The organism is Robiginitalea insularis, from assembly GCF_052497835.1.
On record NZ_CP199296.1, the window covers coordinates 1,766,884 to 1,791,187 of the forward strand.

Genomic DNA, 24,304 nt, shown 5'->3' on the forward strand with positions numbered 1-24,304 from the left:
ACGACAACTAATGGGATCCCGGGTTATTCCCCGTGCAGCCAGGCTTTTTTGGTGAGGAGTTCTTCCTCGCTTTCCTGATGGGCTTCGTCAGGGACACAACAATCCACCGGACATACGGAGGCGCACTGGGGCTCATCGTGAAAGCCTTTGCATTCCGTACACTTTTCGGGGACAATGAAATAGAATTCATCGGATATGGGGTCGTTCTGGGCGTCGGCATCCACCTCACTTCCGTCAGATGGAAGGCTTACGTTCCCGCTAAGGGCTGTTTCATCGGAATAGGACCATTCCTCTCCGGGTTCGTAGATAGCATTATTTGGACATTCCGAAATACAGGCGTCACAATTAATACATTCGTCTGTGATAATAATGGCCATGGTATTTTATTTATAAGGTTACCTGTAAAATTAGGGCTCATAAACGCCGCTTTAAATGATAAAAGTCAGGATTTCTTCCCTGCAGCTATGGTATATTTAGTGTATCGTCCTGAAATACATTTTGGACCATCTTAAAGCAGTGGAAACCATGATCAATGTAAAAAGCAAAAAAAAGGAAAGCACGGCACTGGAAGCGGTTGTAATCAGATTTGTAGGGGATTCCGGAGACGGAATGCAACTAACCGGTACCCAGTTTACAGATACTTCGGCCATGTTTGGAAATGACGTTGCCACCTTCCCCAACTACCCTTCAGAAATCCGGGCCCCCCAGGGGAGTCTGTACGGGGTTTCCGGCTACCAGGTGCACATAGGGAGTATTGAGGTAAGTACCCCCGGGGATAATGTTGATTTGCTGGTTGCCATGAACCCGGCAGGTTTGAAGACCAACTTATATGCAGTAAAGCCTGGTCATACACTTATTGTTGACACTGACTCCTTTACGAAAAAAAATCTTGAAAAAGCGCATTATTCCTCCAGCCCCCTGGAAGATGGAAGCCTGCACAATTACCGGATAATTGAAGTCTCCATGACAAGCCTTACAAAAGAAGCGCTGCGGGATGTGAAGGGGCTGGACAACAAAACCATTAACCGGAGCAAAAATATGTTTGCCCTGGGCATGGTGTACTGGATGTACCATCGTTCCCCGGAACACACTATCGATTTTTTCAGGAAAAAATTCGCAAAACAACCCGAATTGGTAGAGGCGAACACCAAAGTGCTGAATGCGGGATACTATTACGCAGAAACACTGGAACTCATTCCCAACTCCTATAATATTGCCCCGGCAAAAATGACCCCGGGCACCTACAGGGTCATTATGGGAAATACTGCCACAGCCTGGGGATTTTTGGCTGCAGCTGAAAAATCTGGCTTGAACCTGTTTTTGGGGTCCTACCCGATTACCCCGGCTTCCGAAATCCTGCACGAATTGGTAAAACACAAGCACTTTGGGGTAAAAACCTTGCAGGCTGAAGATGAAATTGCGGGGATTACCTCCGCAATAGGTGCCTCGTTTGCAGGCAGTCTGGCCGTTACCACCACCTCCGGCCCCGGACTGGCCCTCAAAGGAGAAGCCCTTGGCCTGGCAATGATGGTTGAATTGCCACTGGTTGTAGTAAATGTTCAAAGGGGAGGTCCCTCTACCGGGCTGCCAACCAAAACAGAACAATCAGATCTGTTGCAGGCCATGTATGGAAGAAACGGGGAAAGCCCTGTTATTGTAATTGCTGCCAGTACACCTGCAAATTGCTACAATTTTGCCTATCAGGCGGCCAAATTGGCCCTGGAACATATGACCCCGGTAATCCTTTTGACCGATGGCTATATTGCAAATGGTTCGGCTCCCTGGAAAATCCAATCGGTTGATGAGATGCCGGAAATAAAACACAGAATTTTGAAAGAAGCCCCTGAGACCTGGCATCCTTATGACCGGGATGAAGAGACACTGGCACGCAACTGGGCCATCCCCGGTACGGCTGGTCTGGAACACCGGGTAGGTGGGCTGGAAAAGGACGGAACCACGGGGAATGTTTCCTATGTGCCCGAAAACCATGAAACCATGGTTAAGGTACGAGCCGAAAAAGTAAGGCGTGTGCAGGAGTATATTCCGGAGATCGTGCCTGAATTTGCACAGGAAGGGGAACTTCTGGTAATTGGCTGGGGGGGCACTTATGGCGCCCTTCATACCGCCGTAAAACAACTTCATGAGGAAGGTATTCGAAGTATTGGCTTTGCCCACTTCAATTATATCAACCCGCTCCCCAAAAATACAGGGCAAGTGATAGGACGCTTTAAAAAGTGCGTTGTCTGTGAGTTAAATAACGGACAATTTGTACAGCTTCTCAGAACCCGATTTACCGAGCAGGACTTTTATCAGTATAACAAAATTCAGGGCCTTCCCTTTGGTAATGAGGAACTGGTTCAGAAATTCAAACAAGTATTGGCATAGTTATGGAAACACAAGAAAAGAAATACACGTTTAAGGATTTTGCAAGCGATCAGGAAGTAAGGTGGTGTCCGGGCTGTGACGATTATGTGATATTGCGGTCTATACAGAAGGCCCTTCCCGAAGTTGGCGTAAAGAAGGAAGATGTGGTGTTTATATCCGGTATTGGCTGTTCATCCCGATTTCCGTACTACATGGATACTTTTGGCATGCACGGTATTCATGGAAGGGCTCCTGCCATCGCTTCCGGGGTAAAGCTGGCCAATCCGGCACTCAGTGTTTGGGTAATTACAGGTGACGGGGACAGTATGGCTATAGGTGGAAACCACTTTATTCATGTTTTAAGACGCAATATTGACCTGAATATGATCTTGTTCAACAACAGGATCTACGGACTGACCAAAGGACAATTTTCGCCAACTTCCTCAGTTGGGCAAAAGACAAAATCCTCCCCTTATGGGAACACACAGCCACCATTCTCGGCCGGGGAACTGGCCCTGGGGGCTAAGGCCCGTTTTTTTGCCCGGGTTGCGGGTAATTCACCCAAAGAAATGACAGACATCTTTATCGCTGCAGAAAATTTCAACGGGACCTCCCTGATTGAAGTACTTCAGAACTGCGTCATTTTCAATAACGGGTGTTTTGATCAATTTACGGATAAAGGCGTACGGGAAGACAGGCAGTTGCATGTAGTGCATGGGGAACCCATGATATTTGGAAAAAACCGGGATAAAGGCATTGTGCTTGAAGGGCTTAAACTGAAAGTTGTGGAGCTGGGGAAAAATGGAATAACCGAAGCGGACCTGCTTGTACATAACGCTGAAGAAGAGGACCCCACCCTGCACCAAATGCTGGTTCGCTTAGAGGATCCAATAGTTACCGGAATTATCAGGAGTTTTCAGGACGTTACCCTTGAGGAGCGCGCCAATGCACTCATGGAACAGGTTAAGGCAGATTCGGATTTCTCCAAAACAGATGACCTTTTCTATTCAGGAGAGACCTACGAGGTCAGATAAAGCAACCAAAAAAATACAGGGGTCAAACCATTCCGGCAAAGCCAAGGAAGGCCAGAGACAGGAGCCCGGCAATCAGCAAATTAATGGGGACACCCTTCATGCCCTCAGGTAGGTCGGCAAGCTCCAGATATTCCCGTATGCTGGCAAATAGAATGATAGCCAGGGCAAAGCCGATAGAACTGGAAAATGCAAAAAATACAGCTTTCAGCAAGGTTCCGTCTGCCAGGCCCAGGGCCAGGATGGCTACCCCCAATACTGCACAGTTTGTCGTGATTAAGGGGAGGAATACCCCAAGGGCCTGATATAAGGGCGGGCTTACCTTTTTGAGAATGATTTCCACCATCTGTACCAAGGCTGCGATGATCAGGATAAATGAAATAGTCCTGAGATGCTCCAGGCCCATAGGAGTCAGAATATAATTGTGTAATAAATAGGTGGCCGTGGTGGCGATAGTCATCACAAACAATACAGCACCCGACATCCCCACTGAGGTTTCTATTTTGCTGGAGACCCCTAAAAAAGGACAGATACCCAGGAATTGCGACAGTACAATATTGTTGACAAAAACGGCGCTAATAAGAATGATCAGAAATTCCATTTCAGGCGATTTTACGGGTTAATCTGTTAAAGGCCATAGCCAGATAGGCCAGGGCGATAAAGGCCCCGGGGGGAAGAATGAACAGGATAAGGGTATTGGCCTCTTCAGAAATGAATCGGTATTCAAAAATACTGCCGTTACCGAGGATTTCGCGTGTTGCTCCAAGAACAGTCAAAGCCAGGGTAAATCCCAGGCCCATGCCCAACGCATCTATGAGGGATGCTCCCAGCCTGTTTTTGGATGCAAAGGCTTCTGCCCTTCCCAATATGAGGCAGTTTACTACTATTAGTGGGATGAATATTCCCAATTGCTCATATAAAAAGGGAAGGTAAGCTTCTAAGACCATTTCCACCACTGTCACAAAAGAGGCAATAATCACTATAAAAACCGGGATTCGCACCTTTGCAGGTACCTGAGATTTAATAAGCGAAACAACGGCGTTGGACATGAGCAGTACAAACAAAGTGGCTATCCCCATACCAAGCCCGTTTACGGCAGATGAGGTGACCCCCAGAGTAGGGCACATCCCCAAAAGCATAACAAATACGGGGTTTTCTTTGATGATCCCCTTCAGGAAGTTTTGTCGGTAATCCGTGTTTTCAGCCATGGCTCTAATGAATGGGTTGTTCTGCTATTTTCCTGTTTTTCATAAAGTGGTCATAGGCCTGTTGAGCCGCCTCACCGAAGGCCCTGGAACTGATTGTAGCTCCTGACAGGGCATCTATATCACCCGCATCTTTTTTAACCTTCAGGCTGTATTTGCCCGGATCCTGGTCCCTGAATTGATCCAGGAATCTGTTCCCGGTGATTTTGTTGCCTAAACCCGGAGTTTCTTTCTGTTCGAGGACTGCTATTCTGATAATGGTGCCCTCTGCATTAAAACCCGCCATAAGTTTGATCAATCCGTTATAGCCCCTGTCCGAACTGCCGGTAACGGCAGCTCCAATAAATACACTATCGCGAAAGGCCGGATATATTTCTATACTGTCTTTCCCTTCTTCAGAAGGAACCCGAATGACTTCGGAAAGGGGGTTGTTGTCATATGCATTCAGGACCGCATTGATGGCATTTACTTTTTTGGCGAGTTTGGCGCGGGCCCTCGGGGCCTCAGTCAGGTCGTTTACATACCCCAGAGACAGGCCTGAGACCAGGGTAGTCATAAAGAGCACCAGGATCATGTTCGGGAGTGTTGATTTTTTCTGCTTCATCTTTACATGATTTTGGCTTTTATTCGGGCTCCGAACCTTCTGGGTTTAAAAGCTTTGTTGATCAGGGGTACGAATGCATTCATAATCAGAATAGCAAAGGATATCCCTTCCGGATAGGAGCCAAATAGCCGGATAACCACGGTTATCAAACCTATACCGATGGCAAAAACAACCATCCCCTTTTTTGTTACGGGGCTGGTGACCAGGTCTGTAGCCATATAAATGGCCCCCAGAATTGCTCCGCCAGACAGGAGGTGTATCAAAGGGTTTGCGTACTGTTCAGGGTTTATACTCCAGAAAATACCGGTCAACAGGACGATGGTGGCCAGTACGGTCAATGGAATATGCCAGGAAATCACTTTTCGCGCTATCAGGAATACTCCTCCCAGAATCAGGGCAATTGCCGAAATCTCCCCCAGTGACCCTGCGGTAACACCCATAAACATGTTAAGGGTGGATGGGATACGGTCGCTTAAAGAACTAATAGTCTCTCCATATTGTAAACCTTCCTTGAGTATCCCAAGGGTAGTGGCACCGGTTACGGCATCCACTACAGAGGTATTATTTTCAACAGCCGTGGGCCACAGGGTCATCTGCACTGGAAAACAAATCAGGAGAAAGACCCGGCCCACCAGTGCCGGATTGAAAACATTATAGCCCAGCCCTCCAAAAGATAGCTTGGCTACCCCTATGGCTACCAAACTCCCTGCTGCAATCATCCATATCGGAATCCCGGCAGGCAGGTTAAAGGCCAGTAAAATTCCTGTGATGAGCGCCGAACCATCTGCGATGGTAACTTCCACTTTCATTATATATTTCTGGATGACGTATTCAAAGAGCAAACAGAAAATTACAGCTGTAGCGGTTGCGATCAATGCGCGAAACCCAAAAACATAGATGGAAACCAGAAAGGCAGGAACCAGGGCAATGATCACATCGTACATGATCTTTCTGGAAGTTCTGTCTGAATGAACATGAGGAGAAGCGGAAACAATTATGGAAGGATCGCTCATACCTGCTTTTTTTGATTTTTGGGCTGCCGGACAACAGACTTTCCAAATCGTATGTAGTCCAGCAGGGGTCGGTGTGAAGGACATACATAGCTGCAGGAACCACATTCAATACAAGTCAGGATATCTTCTAATCCGGCTTTTTCAAACATCCCTTTTTCAGTGAGATTCATCAACAAATGGGGCTCCAGCCCCATTGGGCAAACGGAAACACAATCACCGCAACGAATACAGGCCTTGGGCGCCCCTCTGCTGGCTTCATCCTCAGGAATCACCAATATGCCTGAGGTGCCTTTGGTTATGGGCACATCCAGGCTTTTAAGGGCTTTTCCCATCATGGGCCCCCCACTTACAATTTTACGGGTTCCCTCCGGGATACCCCCTGCCTCATTAATCAGGTCCTGCACAGGGGTGCCGATTTTTACCCAGAAGTTGGAAGGTTGTTGCAGCTTTTTGCCACTTACCGTAACCACCCGCTCAATGAGTGGCTTGTTGTGCTGAATACCCTGATAGATGGCAAAAACGGTTCCCACATTATGAACCACTACTCCTACGTCAAGAGGCAGGCCGTTTTTGGGCACCTCGCGATTGAGCAATGCCCTTACCAGTTGCTTTTCACCTCCCTGCGGGTATTTGACCTTTAAAGAGGCTACCTGTATTTCAGGCTCCTTCCGCGTAAGGTCCCTGAAAATGGCAATGGCGTCCTTTTTGTTGTTTTCAATCCCGATGATAGCCCTTTTTAAATGGAGGGCATGCATCAGGATTTTAATACCCACCAGAATTTCCTCCGGCCGTTCCAGCATTAGCCGGTGGTCTGCCGTCAGGTAGGGTTCACATTCCACCCCGTTAATTACCAGGCAGTCCAGCGGCTTATCATCCCCAACATTCAGTTTAACGTGTGCCGGAAAAGTAGCTCCTCCCAGGCCTACTATGCCGTACTCCGAAATACGTTGGAGGATTGCAGCCGGTTCCAGTTCAATTTCTTTTTTCAGGGGCAGTTCCGGCACCTCTAAATTCGATTCATCTTTGAGGTCTGTCCGGATCACGATACATTGCTTTTTGTAACCCCGGGTATCTACAATCTTATCCAGTTTGGTAATTGTTCCGGCCACCGGAGCATGTATGTTTGCAGAAACAAAACCGCCGGATTTCGCAATAACCTGACCCAGGGTAACCTTGTCCTTTCGTTCAACCACAATTTCAGCAGGAATACCGATATGTTGGGAAACTGGGACGTATACCACTTTGGGAACCGGGAGTCTTTTAATGGGCCGGGAAGCTGTCAGTTTGTTCTCCGGAGGATGTATACCTCCTTTTGGGAAGGTCTTAAGCATTGTTCTCAGGATTAAGCTTTTCGGCTTTCGGTTCTGTTATCTTTTCTTTTCTGGGGGGGAAATTTGTCTCGATAATTGAATGTGTGGGACAAACAGGGACGCATTTCCTGCACAAAGTACAGATTTCGGGATCTATATAGGCCAGATTATTTTCCATCACTATGGCCTCTTTCGGACAGATGTCATAACATTTGGAACAGCCAATACAGGCTACCGAACAGGCTCTTTTTGCAATACCTCCCTTTTCTTCGTTCAGACAACCCACAAAAATCTTCAGGTCGCGCTTCTGCTTTGGCCGCATTTCAATGATATCCCTTGGGCAGGCATCCACACAAAGGCCACAGGAGGTACATTTATCTGTAATTACCACCGGCAGTCCTGTGGCTTCGTCCATATACATGGCATCAAACTGGCAGACCGCCACGCAGTCCCCCTCCCCAAGACAACCGTACTGGCAATCGGTTTCCCCGCTGTATATAAGGGATGAAATGGCACAGGATTTCGGACCCTGATATTCCGAGGTACGGGGACGCACCTCGCAGCTTCCCTGGCAGCGGATTACCGCCACGGTAGGGTCCTGCTCCTTTACCTCCTTGCCAAGGGCTGCCGCGACCTGAAGCATCACGTCATTACCCCCGACCGGGCAAAAAAGCTCAGAAATATCCTCTGTGGTAACCAGTTTTTCAGCAAATGACCGGCAACCGGGATACCCGCAACCTGCGCAATTGGCTGCAGGAAGCAGTTCTTCAACCTGTGCGATCAGCGGATCTTCATAAACGTAGAATTTTTTGGAGACCACATAGAGTATCAGTGCAGCAACCACTCCCAGGAGGGTCAATAACAAGACGCTGTATATAATGGAATCTCCCATGGTGTTTCAGTTGCGTTGTAGTGTAATTTTAAAAGTTTCTCTGAAATACAGTTTCAGGCTATATATCAGAGTGAAATAAGGAATAAGGACCAGAATCGACAGCAGGCCTGCTAGCCATTCCTCCAGAAAGAATGAAGCGATTACAAGGGTTATCAGCATCAGGAAAAAGGGTAAGATATAAGCCCAGACAACCGCTTTGTAGCCCAGATTCTTTTTAAGGATCACCTCTACAGGCTCATCAATGGCATATTTGGACCCTGGAGCTACAATTTCAACAGACCTGTCAACCCCTTCAGAAACCCCGCACGCACCTTTCGCAGAACAGGACTCGCAATGAATATTTTTATTGAGGGTAACCGTTACCGTTTCAGCCGTAAGCCCGCTAATTACTCCGGAATGAATAAACACATCCTTCTCTGTTGCTGTTAAACTCATGACTCTCGAAGTTGTCCAATCCGTTTATAAAGTGAAGCTACTGATATTAGGCAAGGCATTTTATGATATATGTCAGCGATGAAAAGCAGCCTTTGATGCCATTCTGCACAAAAAAAATATTTTAGCCCTACATTTATAGGGAAAAGGAACAGCGTTCCACAACCTTAAAAAATATCAGGAAGCTATTTCAGTAACCAGATAAATAGCAACTAAATATCTAAGTATGAGAATTTTTGTACTGTCAGTGTTCATAGTCCTGGCTTCATGCAGCCAAAGCCCTCAGAATGAAATTGAGAGATGGGAAGAACAGGCCTCCAGAGTGACGATCATCCGGGACGATTTTGGCATCCCTCATGTATATGGAAAAACAGATGCCGACGCTGTTTTCGGCATGTTATATGCCCAGTGTGAAGACGATTTTAACCGGGTGGAACAAAACTATATTTGGGCCATTGGCCGCCTCGCCGAGGTGGAAGGGGAAGAGGCTTTGTACAGCGACCTGAGGGCCCGCTTGTTTATGGACCGGCAGGAAGCTGTTGAGGCCTATGAAAACAGCCCTCCCTGGCTCAAAAAGTTGTGTGATGCCTTCGCTGACGGGATCAATTATTACCTGCATACCCATCCCGAGGTTCAACCAAAGTTGCTTAGCCGTTTTGAACCCTGGATGCCCATGTATTTCAGTGAAGGTTCAATAGGGGGGGATATTGAGCGGATCAGCACCCAAAAACTAAAGGCCTATTACGAGGAAGGTATTGATTTCCCGGAGGCTGAAACCACGGAAATGGAGCGAAAAAAAGCCGAACTGGAACCACAGGGCTCCAATGGCATCGCTATTTCAGGAGACCTGACGGCTTCCGGAAATGCCATGTTGCTGATTAACCCACATACTTCCTTTTATTTTCGGGGTGAGATTCACGTGGTAAGCGAAGAAGGACTAAATGCTTACGGAGCGGTTACCTGGGGGCAGTTCTTTATTTACCAGGGCTTTAACGAGAAAACCGGCTGGATGCATACCTCTACCTACACGGATGTTATGGATGAATTTAAAGAGAACATCACAACAATTGAAGGGGTACCCATGTATCAGTACGGAGAGGAATGGCGCCGGGTTAAAAAATCAGAGGTAAGCCTGTCCTATAAGGCCGGGGACAGCCTTAAAAAGAGAACTTTTTCCATGTACCATACCCATCACGGGCCCATAACTCACCGACAGGATGGAAACCCCGTGGCTTCTGCCATGATGTGGGATCCCGCAAGGGCGCTGGAGCAGTCCTTTATTCGGACTAAGCAAGACGGATACAAAGGCTTTCGGGAGATGATGGATATACGAACCAATTCTTCAAACAATACAGTTTATGCCGATGCTGGTGGGAATATTGCCTACTTCCACGGCAATTTTATACCACGCCGGGATACAACCTTCAATTACCGCGAGGCTGTGGATGGCAGCAATCCGGCAACAGACTGGCAGGGATTGCATACCGTGGATGAAAACATCCTGGTTCTGAATCCTCCGAATGGCTGGATACAGAATTGTAATTCAACACCCTATACCTCAGCTTTGGAATTCAGCCCCAAAAGGGAAGATTACCCAAAATACATGTCTATGGATCGGGAAAATTTCCGCGGGGTACATGCCATTGAATTGCTTAAGGGTCGTTCCGGATACACCCTGGACAGCCTGATCAAACTGGCTTATGATCCCTATCTGCCTGCTTTTAAAGCGCTGGTCCCGGGACTGATAGCTGCTTACGATGCCAGCCAGGGAGCAAACACAGACCTGAAAGAGGCTATAGAAGTATTAAGGGCATGGGATTACCGAACCTCGGAAGCATCTGTAGCCATGACCCTGGCCCATTATTACGGGACTTACTTTGCCCGGATAGCTGCACGGCCTGATGGGCTGAGCGATATGGAACTGATGCAATATCTGGGATCCAGTAGCCCCATGCCGGAAAGACTGGATGCACTCAGGGACGTGTTAACGAGCCTTAGTACGGATTTTGGCAGTTGGGATATCCCCTGGGGGGAAGTAAACCGGTATCAACGTCTCAATGGAGACGTCCGCCAGCCCTTTGATGATGACAAACCGAGTATTCCTATCGGATTTGCCTCGGGCAGGTGGGGTGCTCTGGCGGCTTATGGGGCACGGTATAACAACAATACCAAAAAAATATACGGGACAAGAGGGAATAGCTTTGTAGCCGTGGTGGAATTTGGCCCCAAAGTTATCGCCAAATCTTTGTTGGCGGGAGGCCAGAGCGGGGACCCTGAATCGCCGCATTTTGATGATCAGGCCAAACGCTACGCCGATACAAATTTCAAGGAAGTTCCTTACTACAAGGAAGATGTGCTGGCCAGGGCAGAAGAACAATATCAGCCCGGTAAAAGGGGAAAATAAGTAGTAGTGGTGGGTTAGTTGTCCCTGACAATAATCAGTGAAGCTTTGGAACCGGTAGAAAGCAACCATTTATTGGAATAAATCAGCTTTCCAAGCTCGTCGTACACGTCTACCTGGGCCGTATTCGGGCCGGAAGACCCCTGGTTGAGCGCTTCAAAATCCAGGCGGTTAAACCCCTTGTCGAGATCCAGGTTGAGCCCTTTAAAGGAACCGGTTAACAGTATATTCGGTTCTACCACCACCCCGTTAAGATAGATCCGCACCCGGTCTCCGTCTACAAATTCATGGTCCCGGCACACAATACCCACAAATTTGGAAGAACTCTTAACGTCTCCCAGATACATGTCTCCAAAGTGTTTTCCGGAGTTGCCTTTTTCACCTTCCCCCATGTTCGGTTTTAAAACCAGATCGTGTCCGGCCTGTTTTAATTCCCTTTCCGGCAACATATTTACCGTGCTTTTATTCTTGGAGTCTTTCAGGTCAAAATTTGGTGTAGTACCGAATCCAGGAGGTAAACTAAGGCCAGGGCCTTTATTCGGATTCAGATTGACACCCTTATCCGGTTTCGCTTCAATGCGTAGCTTTTTGGTCTCAGGTACATCGGTCTGGCCCCGGGTACTGAAGATGCCGCAGATTAATAAAATGGATAAGAGTAAAGGGCGCATACATGAGTATTACGCTATAAAAGTAGCAAATACCGGGCCATATCATCATTAATTTTCGTTAAAATGCACCCTTTGCCTAAGCCTTAAAGGCTTAGTTGGTAGTCCCTTGCGGCTATTTCCCAATGATCTGTTACCTCCGCATTTACAACCACTCCCGCCCTGGGATATTTGATTACGGTAGGGCAAATATGCATGGGGATAGCATAAAACTCCTGCCCGATATCAAAATTTGAAGCCTTTTCAGTTCTTAGTACCAGGTGTTCTTCACTCTGACTTATCTGAGTAGCTCCTTCCAGCCCTGGGATAACAGCCCTTGGAAAAGGCATTTCCGCAGCAAGAGCTTTATGCCCGAGATCCAGGCAAAGTATATCCTCAGAGGGTTTGCTGATTAGTCTGCATAATACTGTAGCCGCCGCTAAAAAGGGCATTTCCGGAAAGGAGCTTGCATAGCGCGCATCCCACAATAAGGTGGTCCCCGGGCTTAATTCGACCTCTTTTCTCCGGGCATGGATAGGAAAGCTGGGAGAGCCTCCTGCAATGACGGTGTCCACCGGGAAGCCTGCTTTTTTTAATTGGTCTTTAAGATCGAGGACAGCTGCAAAAACCTGGTCGCATTCAGCAGTTCTTTTCAAGGGATCCGGGTTTCTGAGATGCCCGTCGTAAATATGCAGTCCTCTGGGATGGACAAAGGGATCTTTGCACAGGGCTGCATACAATTCAAAAGCGGTCTTTCCCGGGGCAATTCCCGTGCGATTCATCCCAACGTTCAGGTCCAGGAATACTTCAAATGAATCTGCTTTCTTTTCGGCAAGCTTATGTAACCTTTCCAGGGTGTGGAAATGGTCTACCAGACAGGAATAGCGAGTCCTGGGATAGGCTTTCTGGATTTGCAGGAACCTTTCAGGCCCGGGTCCTACCAATGGGTAAGCAACCAAGACATCCCCTGCCTCACACCTGCCCAATAATTCGGCCTCTGCCAGGGTGGCACACTTAAATTTCGAGATTCCGGCCTGTTGTTGCATACGGATGATCTCGGCCATTTTATGTGTTTTGATGTGGGGGCGCAGCCGGGCTGCACTTCCGGCAATCTCCAGCATTTTGTCAATATTGTGTTTTATGCGATCCGGATAAATCAGCAGGGAAGGGGATATCTGCGCCTCCGGATGACTAAGGGCATACCATTTTTTTCCGGCCTGTTTCATGCGTTATTTCAATTTAAAAATTGCCTCAATTTCAACTGCAACGTTCCCGGGAAGTTCCATCCCGACAGCAGAGCGGGCACCTACTCCGGCATCTGGTCCGAACACCTCAGCCATCAGTTCGCTGTACCCGTTTATCACGTAAGGGTAATCGTGAAAAGCAGCACTGCCATTGACCATGCCCAGGGTTTTAACCAACCTCTCTATATCGTTCAGGGAACCATAGTGGGTCCTGATGGTAGCCAACATGGTCAGCGCAACTTGCCTGGCTGCTTTTTTAGCCTCCTCCCTGTTCAGATCAATCCCGGCTTTTCCCGTAATATATGATCCATCAGGTAACATGGGTGCCTGCCCGGATACGTACAAGTATTTTCCGGTTACCAGCAAGGGTTTGTACAATCCTGCAGGAGGAGGGGCAGGAGGAAGTTCCAGGCCAAGGGCCGCAATACGCTCTTCATAATTTTGTTCCATAAAGCTTTCAGATAAAAGTGTCCAGAAAAAGTACCCCTACCAGCCCCATGATTCCAACGGTGGTTTCCATTACCGTCCAGGTACGGAGGGTATCCTTAACAGACAGGTTAAAATATTCTTTAAACAACCAGAACCCACTATCGTTAACGTGGGATAGCATCAGACTACCCGAACCAATGGCCAGTACCATCAGTTCAGGGGAAACATCGGATTGGGCTACCAGGGGTAAGACGATGCCAGCGGCAGTGAGGCCGGCTACCGTAGCCGATCCTACACAGACCCGGATAACCGTGGCAATTCCCCAGGCCAGTACCAGTGGAGAAATACTGCTGTTTTGGAGCAGGCCTCCTATGTATTCACTTACCCCGCTGTCTATCAGGACTTGTTTCAGAGCTCCTGCCCCGGCAATGATCAGCAGTACCATGGTGATACCACTTACCGAACTGGATGCGGACTTCATCACTTCTTTCATCGGTTTACCATGGGCAAGACCCAGTGTATATATAGCCATTAAAACGGACAGCAACATTGCAATAACAGGGTTCCCTACAAAACCAAGCAGTTTTTTTACGGGGCTTCCGGCTGGCAATAATAGTTCACTCAGCGTTGCCAGGCCAATGAGCAATACCGGTAAGAGGGCTGTAAATATGCTGACACCCATTCCCGGCATTTCCGCATCGCTCAGGACTTTCGGATTTACAAATTCCTTTAAGGGGCTGGCCGGTATATTTTTAAAGTTGCGCGAAAGCAGTGGGCCGGCAACGATGATGGCGGGGATGGCTACCAAAATCCCGTAGAGCAGGGTTTTGCCGAAATCTGCCTGAAAAATTTCAGAAATAGCTGTTGGTGCCGGATGCGGGGGCAGATATCCATGGGTGACGGAAAGAGAAGCCAGCATGGGCATCCCAACATATAACAATGGCAGCCGGGTAGTTGCGGCAACTGTAAATACAAGGGGCACCAGGATCACAAAACCAACCGTGTAAAACATTGGAATTCCGACTATAAAACCGGTAAGGACCACGGCCCATTGTACATATTTTTTACCGAAGCGGTTAACCAGGCCGGAGGTAATGCGTTGTGCTGCCCCACTGTCTGCTACCAGTTTCCCCAGCATGGCCCCAAGCCCCAGAATGATGACCAAAAACCCCAGGGTATTGCCAATGCCATTTTGAATGGCGCTAATAAGCGCATCCAGGGGCATACCTTCCGCCAGCCCCACGAGCAGCGAGATGATAATAAAACTGATAAAGGCATTGAGTTTAAAACGGGCTATAAGCAAAAATAGCAGCAGGATACCGCCAATTACAATGAGTAAGGGCATGCGGGCTGGGTTCTAAGTGTTTCTGATTTAAAGATACTAAATCCCGGTGGGTGACCTGCCAATTTCAAGCCACTGAGGTAAAAATTCCTGTGGCCGGTCATTTCGGGCATAAAGAACCACAACAGTCGTGACTTAATATTTTATGTATATGCCTGTGAGCTTATTCCTTCGGCCTCAGAGCGCATAGTCTTTAAGGTTTTGCGGCCCCTCAAGCAATACCCGGACCACCCTTAAAACCCCTTCTTCGGTTGTTGCGATATGCCATTTAATCAGGCTGATCTGACCATTTTCTATTTCAATGCCTGTTATACTTCGGGGGTGTACGCAACTGCCATCGTTAAAAAACGGGATTTCTCCCGGTTCGGGAAACCGGGGCCGGTGCGTATGGCCGGCAATTGTGATTCTGAGATTATGTGCCACGATCCATTTTTTAATCCGCTTTTCCAGGCGGATCAATTCTTTGTAATTCTTCGCCGGCGAGGTAGGGTCTGCAATACCCCACACCTGCAGGGGTTTCCAAAGCACCCTTACGAGAAAACGGCTCCATCTCCAGAAGGTGTAATTCCACCAGTCTGCCTGATGTCCGTGGCAAAGGAATACTTCCTGCCCGCTGTTTTCGTGTTTCAGGACAATTGCCTCATTGTACTGAATTCCTTCCAACAGCTCTTTATTTTTACCTTCTATGGGTTCAAAATAACTGCTGAGGTGTTCCCTGACATATTTAGGATCCTTGTAAACCATATCGTGATTTCCCCAGACCATGTGGAGGCGGTTGTCCAGATAGAATTTTCGAAGGAGCCCATAAACATTTTTGTGCGCCTCAAAAATGGCTTCGAAATGAAGGTTTTCCCAAAGTTCATCTCCGTCACCCAGTTCACAATAAATAAAACCTGCTTTGTAGTAATGCTGCAGGGCGTGAAAGTAAATATTCCGGTTGTTGGCAAAATCGTCTGCAAAACTGTTATCTCCCCTGTGGCAGTCGCTGAAGAGTATAAACCTTGAGCGATCGTTGAAGGGGATGACTTTCGCCCTATGATAGGCACGGCTAAGCCGTTTTTGCGAGGACATGGACTTAAATTTCCATAAAGATCACAAAAAAGTGGAAATACAGCAGGAATCCCTAAAATTAAACAATGACGAATTCTTTGTAATTTTAAAGGGAAAATGCAGACTAAGGTGTTTACAGACGTCCATATATGAACAAAGAATTACCCATTAAGCCACTAATAAGTTTTGATAAGTACCTGCGTCATTATGACCAGCTGCTCAAGCAGGGCTCTGCATTTGAACGGGAGAAGGCCGGAAAAATACTAAGCGCACAAAAGCCCTTCCCTTTTTTGAGGGATGGTTTTGCAGATGTAAACCTTTTGGAGGAGCACGAAGATGTGATACAGGTGATCCTGCAGGATTCCTTTGCGGATGTGCTGGGCGATAATGAAATAAAGGCCGTATCCTTTCCCTATTTCAATGAAATGTTCAATCCATCGCGCCGGCTGCGAAAGATACTTCAGGAAGCGGGTCCGGATTTTACCCCTGAGTTAAAGAATCAGCAGGAGGGGCTGGATTATATCATGGCCTGTACGGTAATCCTGAACTTCCATTACGGCTACCATCTCGATTTCAGCCGGCCTTATTTCTTTGAAATCCCGGATGCAAAGGGTGTGATAAATTATTACCGCGTCCTTTACAATGCGGATTTTATGGAGATCTTTCCAACCGAAAAATCCCCGGAAATCACCCAGGATATTGTTGATGAGTTACTGGCCCGTCCGGAAGACGTGGAGTTTTGGAAATCCAAAATCCCGCCTGAGAGTTTTGTAGGGAAGGGATTTGTGATTGTCAATATGTTCAACGTGACGGCCGACCACTCTATTTCAGCAATTAAATCCGAACTGATTGCCAGCGACAAGAGGGGGAGCGATCGTTTTATGGACGAACTTCAGGATATATTTCGTTCTTTTTTCAGGTTGAAGGATCTCAAGGTTGGGTTTATAAAATACAATCATAAGGATAACCGCTTCGAGCGCATTTATGGCAATGGAATAAAAAGTTTTATCCTTCATGAAAAGGATACGGAATTTTGCAAAGAAGCCCTATGTAATGGTTCTTATGATAAACTCCTTCGGCAAAAAACCTATTTTGTAGTACCCGACGTTGAAAAATTTGCCGCCATGTCTGAAGGCAAAGGGTTTTACAAAGGTCTGGAAGAACAGGGTATCGGGAGCGCCATTTTTGCACCCATAGCCAGCGCCGGGGAATTGCTGGGCATACTGGAGGTGGTCTCGGGCGAGAAGAAAGTACTCAATGGGGTAAATGCGACCAAACTGGACGATGTTATGCCTTACATTGTGTCTGCCGTGATACGTTCCAGGATAGAAGAGGAAAACCTTATTGATGCGATCATTCAGCACGAGTGTACCACAGTTCACGATGCGGTGCTCTGGAGGTTCAAGGAAGAGGCAAAACAGTTTATAATTGATGAACTGGAAGGCCGGCAGCCTTCCTTCAAGGAAATAGTATTCGATGAGGTCTATCCCTTATATGGGCAAATCGATATCAAGGGGTCATCAACAGCACGCAATGCGGCTATTCAGCGCGATCTCATTATCCAATTATCCAGGATTAATTCTATAATGGAGAAGGCGAAGGCTTCAACTTCCCTGCCCATTTATGAAGAATTAAGCTTCCGGTTGGCAAACCATATAGATGAAATCAAAGAGATACTCCACACCAACAGTGAACAGGCTATTTTTAATTTCATTCAGGAAGAAATGGTGCCTGTTTTAGCCCATTTAAAAGAGCAAAACACGGATTTGGCTGCTGAAATCGAAGCATATGAAGTGGAGATAGACCCGGAGACACAATCATTTTATGACCATCGGCGCAATTACGACCAAAGCGTGATGCGCACCAACAAAACCCTGGCAGGCCTGCTCGATAAAAGGCAGGTGGATGCCCAGGAAATGTTTCCGCATTACTTTGAGCGCTACAAGACAGATGGGGTTGAACACAATATGTATATAGGGCATTCCATCTCCTCTGGCAAGAAGTTTGACATGCTCTATCTGAATAACCTGAGGTTATGGCAATTGCAGGTGATGGTTGAAATGGAAAATGCGTATTACAACCTCAAGAAAGAGTTGCCCGTAAAGCTGGATGTGGCTTCCCTGATATTGGTGTACAACACTTCTCTGTCCATTCGTTTCCGCATGGATGAAAAGCGCTTCGATGTGGACGGGACTTACAATGCGCGGTATGAGGTGATCAAAAAGCGGATAGACAAATCTTATATCAAGGGTACCGAACAAAGACTAACGCAGGCCGGGAAACTGGTAATTGTCTATTCCCAAAAGAGCGATGAACTGGAATATTTGAGGTATGTTTCCTTCCTGAAATCCAAAGGGTATTTTACAAACAATATTGAGATTGTTGAATTGGAAGGCCTTCAGGGAGTTTCCGGATTGAAAGCCATAAGGGCCGAGATTTTATATAAATCCGGTGAAGATAAGGACCGCATGTATACCTATGAGGACCTGATGGAAACCCTTAAAAACTGATCAGGCCGGTAAATCCAGAATCCTTTCCGGGCCAAAATACCTTAGGGCAATAAAAAAGGCCAGCACGGACAGGATCATGCCTATCATAAAAAAAGTGTAGGTCCACCTTAGCAATTTGTATTTGCGGTTTAGTACCACGCCGAGAAAATAGAGGTCTTTGGTGAGCGAATCGTATACGTATTGCTTATCCTTAATCAGTTCCTGCATGGCCCATTCGTAGTCCTGCAATTTCATCTTGTGAAAGTTCCCGAAAAACAACAGATTTACTCTCTTTTTGGCAACGTCTTCCTTGGTAAATTCCCCGCTGGTGACATTAGGGCGGGTCGCCAGTATTGAAAGGATCATGGAGATAATACTGAATATCAGGAATACGACCGTGGGGTAGATCAAATAATCATTTGATGGGTTGTCCAGTTTCGGGATCAGGTTGGCAATCACAAGTGAAATTATAATGGCATTTACGGATAACAGGATGTTGGCCTTGGTATCTGCAATATCACTCAGTTTCAGGTGGTTTCGCATAGAAACCCTGTAAAGGGTTTGTATCCCCCTTTCCGGACTTTCACTTTTAAACTTAGCCTTTAACTGCTCTTTTTTAGCCAGTTTTTTCCGGGCTTTTTTCTCCTTTACCAGTTTTCGCACGTTCTTGTCTTTGCCGCCTTGCCAGTGCTCCAGGGCATAATCCGTATAAAAGCGATGCTCCGTCCGGAACATTTGCATATTCAGTTCCCTCCATTCTTCCAGGGAGTATTCTCCGATTCCGAGTAATTTTAATTCTTCCCGCAGCAATTCGGCAGTTTCCGGATAACTTTTTTGAGCCAGGTGGGAAGCGTCTGCATCCCTGATAATCTTCTCCAGAATACCAGTCGGCTCGTGGTAGCGTCGGGTGGCCAGAATCAGATCGCAAATGAGTTCTGTGGTTTCTGAGGCTACACCGGCTTTTTTTAAATAGGCCTTCGCAATTTCACAACTACTCTCCTCGTGATTGGTATAACCCCTGGTATAACCTGTATCGTGAAACCAGGCAGCCATAAGCAGTGAATCCTTTTCCTCGGCGCTTAATTTATGGTTGTCCAGTAATTCTTTTGTACTTTGAACGACTCTTTGAGTGTGCCTCAGGTTATGGTACAGGAAGCGTTCGTCCAACTCTTCTGTTAGAAGATGGGTTACGTATTTTTCTGCATCTTCCAGAATCTGGGTGGTCATACATTAGGTATTAAAGTGTACAAATTACAAAATTTAAATGGCTTCACCTTTTACAACTGTAAAACAATATTTAGGCCTTTTACTGCTGCTGATAACAGCATCCTGCGCAACCTATACCCCAAAATATGCAGATAAGCAGCAGGTTCAAAGCGGGGTTGCCGGAGAGCTTTTGCACCGGTTTTACCTTATTGGAGATGCCGGATATTCCCCTATAGGGGGCCTTAACCCGGTTTTGATGCGGTTTCGGGACCGCCTGGCGGCAGCCCCTGAAAACAGTACGGCTTTTTTTCTTGGAGATAATATCTATCCTTCCGGGTTGCCGGATGAAGACGAGGATCCGGCCGGGTATACCCTCGCCAGGAACCAACTGGATGCGCAAATCAGTACTCTGGAACGTTTTAAGGGAAGGCCTGTGTTTATTCCGGGTAATCACGACTGGTACAGTGGCGGTATCAAGGGCCTGAAACGGCAGGAAAAGTACATAGAGGATATCCTGGACCAGAAAGATGTTTTCCTTCCTGAAAACGGCTGTCCGCTGGAAACCATTGAGTTAAATGATGAAATTTTCGTAATTGTTCTGGATAGTGAATGGTACCTGACCAACTGGGATACCAAACCCGCAATTAATGATGATTGCGAATTAAAGAGCCGCGATAAATTCTGGGCGGAACTGGAAAGCGAGATTAAAAAAAATGCAGATAAAACCATACTGATCACGACCCATCATCCCGTTTTCAGCTACGGGGTACACGGGGGGCAATACACCCTTCAGGAACAATTCTACCCCTCAAAAGGGAAAGGCCCGCTTCCGGTGATTGGCAGTGCAATTAACCTTTTCCGCAAAACGACAGGTGTGTCTACCGAGGATCTCTTTAACAAGCGGTATCTTGAATTGCGTAAGCGACTGGTTACGCTTGCGCAGTACGGGGATCGCGTTATTATTGCTTCCGGCCATGAACATACCCTTCAGCATATAGTGGAAGAGGGGGTCACACAAATAGTCAGTGGTGCCGGGGCCAAACAGGGAGCAACCCGTTTACTGGGGGGCAGCCGGTTTTCAACCGGGATGTGGGGTTATGCCGAACTGGATATCTATAAGGACGGGAGTTCCCGGGTAACCTATTATGGGGTAGACAAGAACGGCAGGGAAGAGCAACTATATCAATCAGAGGTTTATCAGAAAGCTGACTACGCCGATGGCCGGCAGTACCCTTCCGAATTTGCCGAACAGGTTCAGGCATCGGTTTACCGGCCCGGGGAGGTTGACAAGAGCGGCCTGTCCAGGTTTATTTGGGGCAAGCGATACAGGGAATATTATGGAACGCAAATTTTAGCACCCACAGTAAGCCTGGATACGCTTTACGGGGGGCTGGAGCCTATTCGAAAGGGTGGGGGGCAGCAATCCAAATCCCTCAGGTTAAAACATTCGAGCGGTAAGGAATACGTAATGAGAGCCCTCAGGAAACAGGCCGAACAATTTCTGCAGGCTGCGGCTTTCCAGGAGCAGTTTGTTATGGGTCAGTTTGATGGAACCTTTACTGAAAACCTGCTGGAAGATTTTTATACCGGAGCCCATCCTTACGGACCCTTTGCCCTGGATGTTATGTCCGATTCCCTTGGGTTGTACCATACCAACCCCAGGATATTTTATGTCCCCAAGCAACTTGCCCTTGGAAAATACAATGAAGATTTCGGAGGGGAATTATATATGATAGAAGAGCACGTATCCGAGGGGCACGAAGAGCTTGCCAGTTTCGGCTATGCCAGGGACATTGAGAGTACTTATGACATGCTCAATCAGCTCAGGGAAGATGAAAAATACAAGATTGATACCGACTTATACCTGAGAGCGCGCCTTTTTGATATGCTTGTAGGCGACTGGGACAGGCACCAGGACCAGTGGCGCTGGGCCGAATTTAAATTAAAGGATGCTGACCGCGTTATTTACCGCCCCATTCCAAGGGACCGGGACCAGGTTTTTTCCAATATGGGAGACGGTGCCCTGATGGGACTTCTGGTGCGCTTAATGCCCCCCATGAAGAAATGGGAAGGTTTTAACGAAGAGATCCGCAATGTACGAACATTCAATGCCAATGCCTTTGCCTTGGACCGGGTTTTGCTTAACAATACCCGCCTTGAGGACTGGCTGAAACAATCTGCATTTATCAGGGAAAGGATAGACGCCGCAGTCATCGATGCTTCTTTCATGGGGTTTCCGCCAGAAGTTCGCGGAAAAACGACAACGGAAATCAAGCGAATCCTGCTGGCCCGCTTATCCCGCCTGGATTCTTTTGCTGAAAGCTACTACAGGGTGCTGCAAAAGTATGTGGTTATTTATGGAACCGACAAGGACGACTGGTTTGATATCAAGAGCCCTGCTCCCGAAACGGTTCAGGTACAGGGATACCGAATCATTGACGGGGATAAGGAAAAAAAATTCTACGATTATACCTTCGACCCTTCGCTGACCCGGGAAATCTGGATTTACGGACTGGATGATAAAGACCGATATGTCTTTGACCTGCACCCGAAAAATAAAATCCGAATTCGTGTTGTAGGTGGTCGGGGAAAGGATTATTACGATCTGAACGGGACCCGCAAAGCAACCATTTACGACTATAAAAGCAGGGAATCTGTCTATGAAGGGCAGGCTTCCCGTACCCGAATTGTACGGACAGATGATTACGAGCTCAACACTTATCAGCCTTTTAAGCTTGCGAACTATACCAGCCAGTTCACTCCCGGCTTTGGGTTCAACCCGGATGACGGGGTTCTCCTGGGACTGGGGTACACCTATACGCATTATGGATTCCGAAGAAACCCCTTTACCTATCAGCATACCCTGAACGGGGCCTATTTCTTTGCCACCAGCGGGTATGATTTGAGTTATACCGGGGAGTTCGCAAACCTGCTGGGCAATTGGAACCTGCAGCTTGAGGCCCGTTATACCAGCCCGAATTTCAGCAGGAATTTCTTTGGGTTTGGTAACCAAACAGAGAACCCGGATGACGATTTAGGTCTGGACTATAACCGGGTACGGCTCAGAAACCTGCACTTCAAGCCCTCCTTGGTATGGAGAGGTGCATTGGGGGCACAGTTTAAAGTGGGATTGTCCTATGAGAATATCTCTGTTGAAGAAACCTCAGACCGGTTTATCAATGTGTTCCTGACGGCCAATGGGGAAGAAAGCCAAACTGAATTTCTGGGAGTGCATGGCGCCTATTTTTACGAGAACAGGGATAATGCGGCCTTTCCTACTTTGGGTATGAGCAGCAGCCTGGAATTTGGTGCAAAGTCTCAGTATTTCGGTTCCGGGGCAACTTTCGCTTACCTAATCCCCAGCCTGAGCCTGGACCACCGCCTGGTATCTTCCGGAGCCCTTGTACTGGCAACCAAATGGAAAGCCCATTTTAATATCGGGAATGGCTATGAATTTTACCAGGCAGCCCAGATCGGGGCCAATAATGGCCCCAGAAGCTACAGGAATGAACGTTTTACAGGGAAGTCTGCCTACTATCAGCTCACGGATTTGCGCTTGCAGTTCAGGCAGATGAAAACCGGACTTTTCCCCCTCTCATTTGGCTTGTTTTCCGGCTTCGATTACGGGCGGGTATGGGAACCATCGGAGTCCTCGTCAAAGTGGCATACCTCTTACGGAGGAGGGTTTTTCCTGAACGGGGCCAATGTGAGTAGTATCAACTTTGCCCTTTTCCATGGAGGAGACGGGCTGCGGTTTTCATTCGGGCTTGGTTTTGCCTTTTAAAGGAAGGGGAATGGTAAAGCTGTAAATATTGCCGCCGCTCCCGTGACTGCGTTCATCGGTAAGGTAAAGCTCGGTCTCACTTATAAAGCAGATAGATTCCAATTGGGTACTGGCACCCAGGGCTATCATCCGGGTGGGGCCGTTTTTAAAGCCACGTCTCCTGAAATCCTCGAACACCCATAAATTACCGTATCCCAGTAAGACCAGTCGGTTCCCCTCAGGAGAAATCGCAGCATCTGTAATCTGACACTGCCGGTAATCTTTACAAGTTGTAAATTCGGCAATCCATTCGGCTGTATAGTTGCCAGGCTGGTCTGGCACTCTGTAAACCCTTGCTTTCCCGTTAAAGGGGCGCCCCCTGTTTTTATTGATTATATAGAGAAAACCCTCGTAATGGAAAAAAGCCTCCGCATCGTAATACAAGGCGTTTTTTTCAGGCGGATAGGCATCCTGATCGGGGTAACGAAAGCTGATTTTGCTAGCTTCGATCTTATCCCCGGGCTCTATGACAGGATTCGGAACTTTATAGATGCGCAGGTTTTTCCGTTTATTAGTATTGTTTCCAAAATCCCCGATATATACGTGCCTGTCAAGGTCCACGGTCAGGGCTTCCCAGTCGTCATTTTTAGCTTCTTTTACCTTAAAGGATTTCAGCATTTGCCCGCTGCTGTCTACCGCGTAGAGTATATCCGGATTGCCATTGTCCTCAATAAGCCAAATTTCATTGGGTCTCAGGCTGATGATTCCAGAACATTCATTTATGCCTTTTGGTAATTCTGCCACATAACGCAATTGCCCGTATTGGGCGCAACTCCAACCCAGCAACAGGCAGCTTAATACGAGAATGCGGTTTAATTTCCTCTT

General features: G+C 47.4%; 20 protein-coding genes. 5 read left to right on the forward strand and 15 right to left on the reverse strand.

Annotation, left to right across the window (positions count from 1 at the left end; all coding sequences use genetic code 11):
- Positions 1-23 precede the first annotated feature (23 nt).
- Positions 24-377: a 4Fe-4S binding protein gene (locus ACT6NV_RS08125; RefSeq protein WP_445383980.1), complete on the reverse strand. Its 354-nt coding sequence runs from the start codon at positions 375-377 to the stop codon at positions 24-26.
- A 148-nt stretch (positions 378-525) separates the two neighbouring features.
- On the opposite strand from ACT6NV_RS08125, the gene ACT6NV_RS08130 reads away from it, so the two are divergent.
- Both ACT6NV_RS08130 and ACT6NV_RS08135 read left to right on the forward strand, forming a co-directional pair.
- Entirely contained in the window at positions 526-2,385 is a 1,860-nt protein-coding gene (locus ACT6NV_RS08130) for a 2-oxoacid:acceptor oxidoreductase subunit alpha (protein WP_445383981.1), read from the forward strand.
- 2 nt (positions 2,386-2,387) lie between these two features.
- Positions 2,388-3,398 carry a 2-oxoacid:ferredoxin oxidoreductase subunit beta gene (locus ACT6NV_RS08135; protein WP_445383982.1) on the forward strand — a complete coding sequence of 337 codons (1,011 nt, stop codon included), beginning with the start codon at positions 2,388-2,390 and terminating at the stop codon, positions 3,396-3,398.
- A gap of 22 nt (positions 3,399-3,420) precedes the next feature.
- Here the strand turns inward: ACT6NV_RS08135 and ACT6NV_RS08140 are convergent, their stop codons facing one another.
- Genes ACT6NV_RS08140 through ACT6NV_RS08170 form a run of 7 tightly spaced genes read right to left on the reverse strand, consistent with a single transcriptional unit; the run spans position 3,421 to position 8,854 of the window.
- A complete protein-coding gene (locus tag ACT6NV_RS08140; protein WP_445383983.1) occupies positions 3,421-3,996 on the reverse strand; it encodes an electron transport complex protein RnfA in 576 nt (191 codons plus the stop codon).
- Between the two features lies 1 nt (position 3,997).
- Entirely contained in the window at positions 3,998-4,603 is a 606-nt protein-coding gene (locus tag ACT6NV_RS08145; protein ID WP_445383984.1) for an RnfABCDGE type electron transport complex subunit E, read from the reverse strand.
- A gap of 4 nt (positions 4,604-4,607) precedes the next feature.
- Complete coding sequence (locus ACT6NV_RS08150) at positions 4,608-5,204, reverse strand: RnfABCDGE type electron transport complex subunit G (protein WP_445383985.1); 597 nt, start codon at positions 5,202-5,204, stop codon at positions 4,608-4,610.
- A gap of 2 nt (positions 5,205-5,206) precedes the next feature.
- Positions 5,207-6,217, reverse strand: coding sequence for an RnfABCDGE type electron transport complex subunit D (locus ACT6NV_RS08155; RefSeq protein WP_445383986.1), 1,011 nt, complete (start codon positions 6,215-6,217; stop codon positions 5,207-5,209).
- A complete protein-coding gene (gene rsxC / locus ACT6NV_RS08160) occupies positions 6,214-7,548 on the reverse strand; it encodes an electron transport complex subunit RsxC (protein ID WP_445383987.1) in 1,335 nt (444 codons plus the stop codon). Before rsxC ends, ACT6NV_RS08155 begins: the two co-directional genes overlap by 4 nt.
- A complete protein-coding gene (locus ACT6NV_RS08165; RefSeq protein WP_445383988.1) occupies positions 7,541-8,419 on the reverse strand; it encodes a Fe-S cluster domain-containing protein in 879 nt (292 codons plus the stop codon). Before ACT6NV_RS08165 ends, rsxC begins: the two co-directional genes overlap by 8 nt.
- Positions 8,420-8,425: 6 nt before the next feature.
- Positions 8,426-8,854 carry a SoxR reducing system RseC family protein gene (locus ACT6NV_RS08170; protein WP_445383989.1) on the reverse strand — a complete coding sequence of 143 codons (429 nt, stop codon included), beginning with the start codon at positions 8,852-8,854 and terminating at the stop codon, positions 8,426-8,428.
- Positions 8,855-9,077: 223 nt separating this feature from the next.
- On the opposite strand from ACT6NV_RS08170, the gene ACT6NV_RS08175 reads away from it, so the two are divergent.
- Positions 9,078-11,255 carry an acylase gene (locus ACT6NV_RS08175; RefSeq protein WP_445383990.1) on the forward strand — a complete coding sequence of 726 codons (2,178 nt, stop codon included), beginning with the start codon at positions 9,078-9,080 and terminating at the stop codon, positions 11,253-11,255.
- A gap of 14 nt (positions 11,256-11,269) precedes the next feature.
- Here the strand turns inward: ACT6NV_RS08175 and ACT6NV_RS08180 are convergent, their stop codons facing one another.
- From ACT6NV_RS08180 to ACT6NV_RS08200, 5 genes are all read right to left on the reverse strand, one after another.
- Positions 11,270-11,920, reverse strand: coding sequence for a hypothetical protein (locus tag ACT6NV_RS08180; protein ID WP_445383991.1), 651 nt, complete (start codon positions 11,918-11,920; stop codon positions 11,270-11,272).
- Between the two features lie 83 nt (positions 11,921-12,003).
- The gene (locus ACT6NV_RS08185; RefSeq protein WP_445383992.1) at positions 12,004-13,122 is read right to left on the reverse strand and encodes a D-TA family PLP-dependent enzyme; all 1,119 of its coding nucleotides are present in this window, start codon (positions 13,120-13,122) and stop codon (positions 12,004-12,006) included.
- A gap of 3 nt (positions 13,123-13,125) precedes the next feature.
- Entirely contained in the window at positions 13,126-13,590 is a 465-nt protein-coding gene (locus ACT6NV_RS08190; RefSeq protein ID WP_445383993.1) for a RidA family protein, read from the reverse strand.
- Positions 13,591-13,597: 7 nt separating this feature from the next.
- Entirely contained in the window at positions 13,598-14,914 is a 1,317-nt protein-coding gene (locus ACT6NV_RS08195; RefSeq protein WP_445383994.1) for a gluconate:H+ symporter, read from the reverse strand.
- A 174-nt stretch (positions 14,915-15,088) separates the two neighbouring features.
- Positions 15,089-15,982 (reverse strand): metallophosphoesterase, encoded by an 894-nt coding sequence (locus ACT6NV_RS08200; RefSeq protein WP_445383995.1) that lies wholly within the window; start codon positions 15,980-15,982, stop codon positions 15,089-15,091.
- 128 nt (positions 15,983-16,110) lie between these two features.
- Here ACT6NV_RS08200 and ACT6NV_RS08205 point away from each other — a divergent pair, with 128 nt between their 5' ends.
- Positions 16,111-18,471, forward strand: coding sequence for a GAF domain-containing protein (locus tag ACT6NV_RS08205; protein ID WP_445383996.1), 2,361 nt, complete (start codon positions 16,111-16,113; stop codon positions 18,469-18,471).
- Here ACT6NV_RS08205 and ACT6NV_RS08210 read toward each other — a convergent pair whose 3' ends face one another.
- Positions 18,472-19,677: a Pycsar system effector family protein gene (locus ACT6NV_RS08210; RefSeq protein ID WP_445383997.1), complete on the reverse strand. Its 1,206-nt coding sequence runs from the start codon at positions 19,675-19,677 to the stop codon at positions 18,472-18,474.
- A gap of 37 nt (positions 19,678-19,714) precedes the next feature.
- On the opposite strand from ACT6NV_RS08210, the gene ACT6NV_RS08215 reads away from it, so the two are divergent.
- Positions 19,715-23,440, forward strand: a complete 3,726-nt coding sequence (locus ACT6NV_RS08215; protein ID WP_445383998.1) for a metallophosphoesterase — start codon at positions 19,715-19,717, stop codon at positions 23,438-23,440.
- On the opposite strand, the gene ACT6NV_RS08220 is transcribed toward ACT6NV_RS08215, so the two are convergent.
- Positions 23,414-24,223: a hypothetical protein gene (locus ACT6NV_RS08220; protein ID WP_445383999.1), complete on the reverse strand. Its 810-nt coding sequence runs from the start codon at positions 24,221-24,223 to the stop codon at positions 23,414-23,416. The genes ACT6NV_RS08215 and ACT6NV_RS08220 overlap by 27 nt on opposite strands.
- Positions 24,224-24,304: the final 81 nt, after the last annotated feature.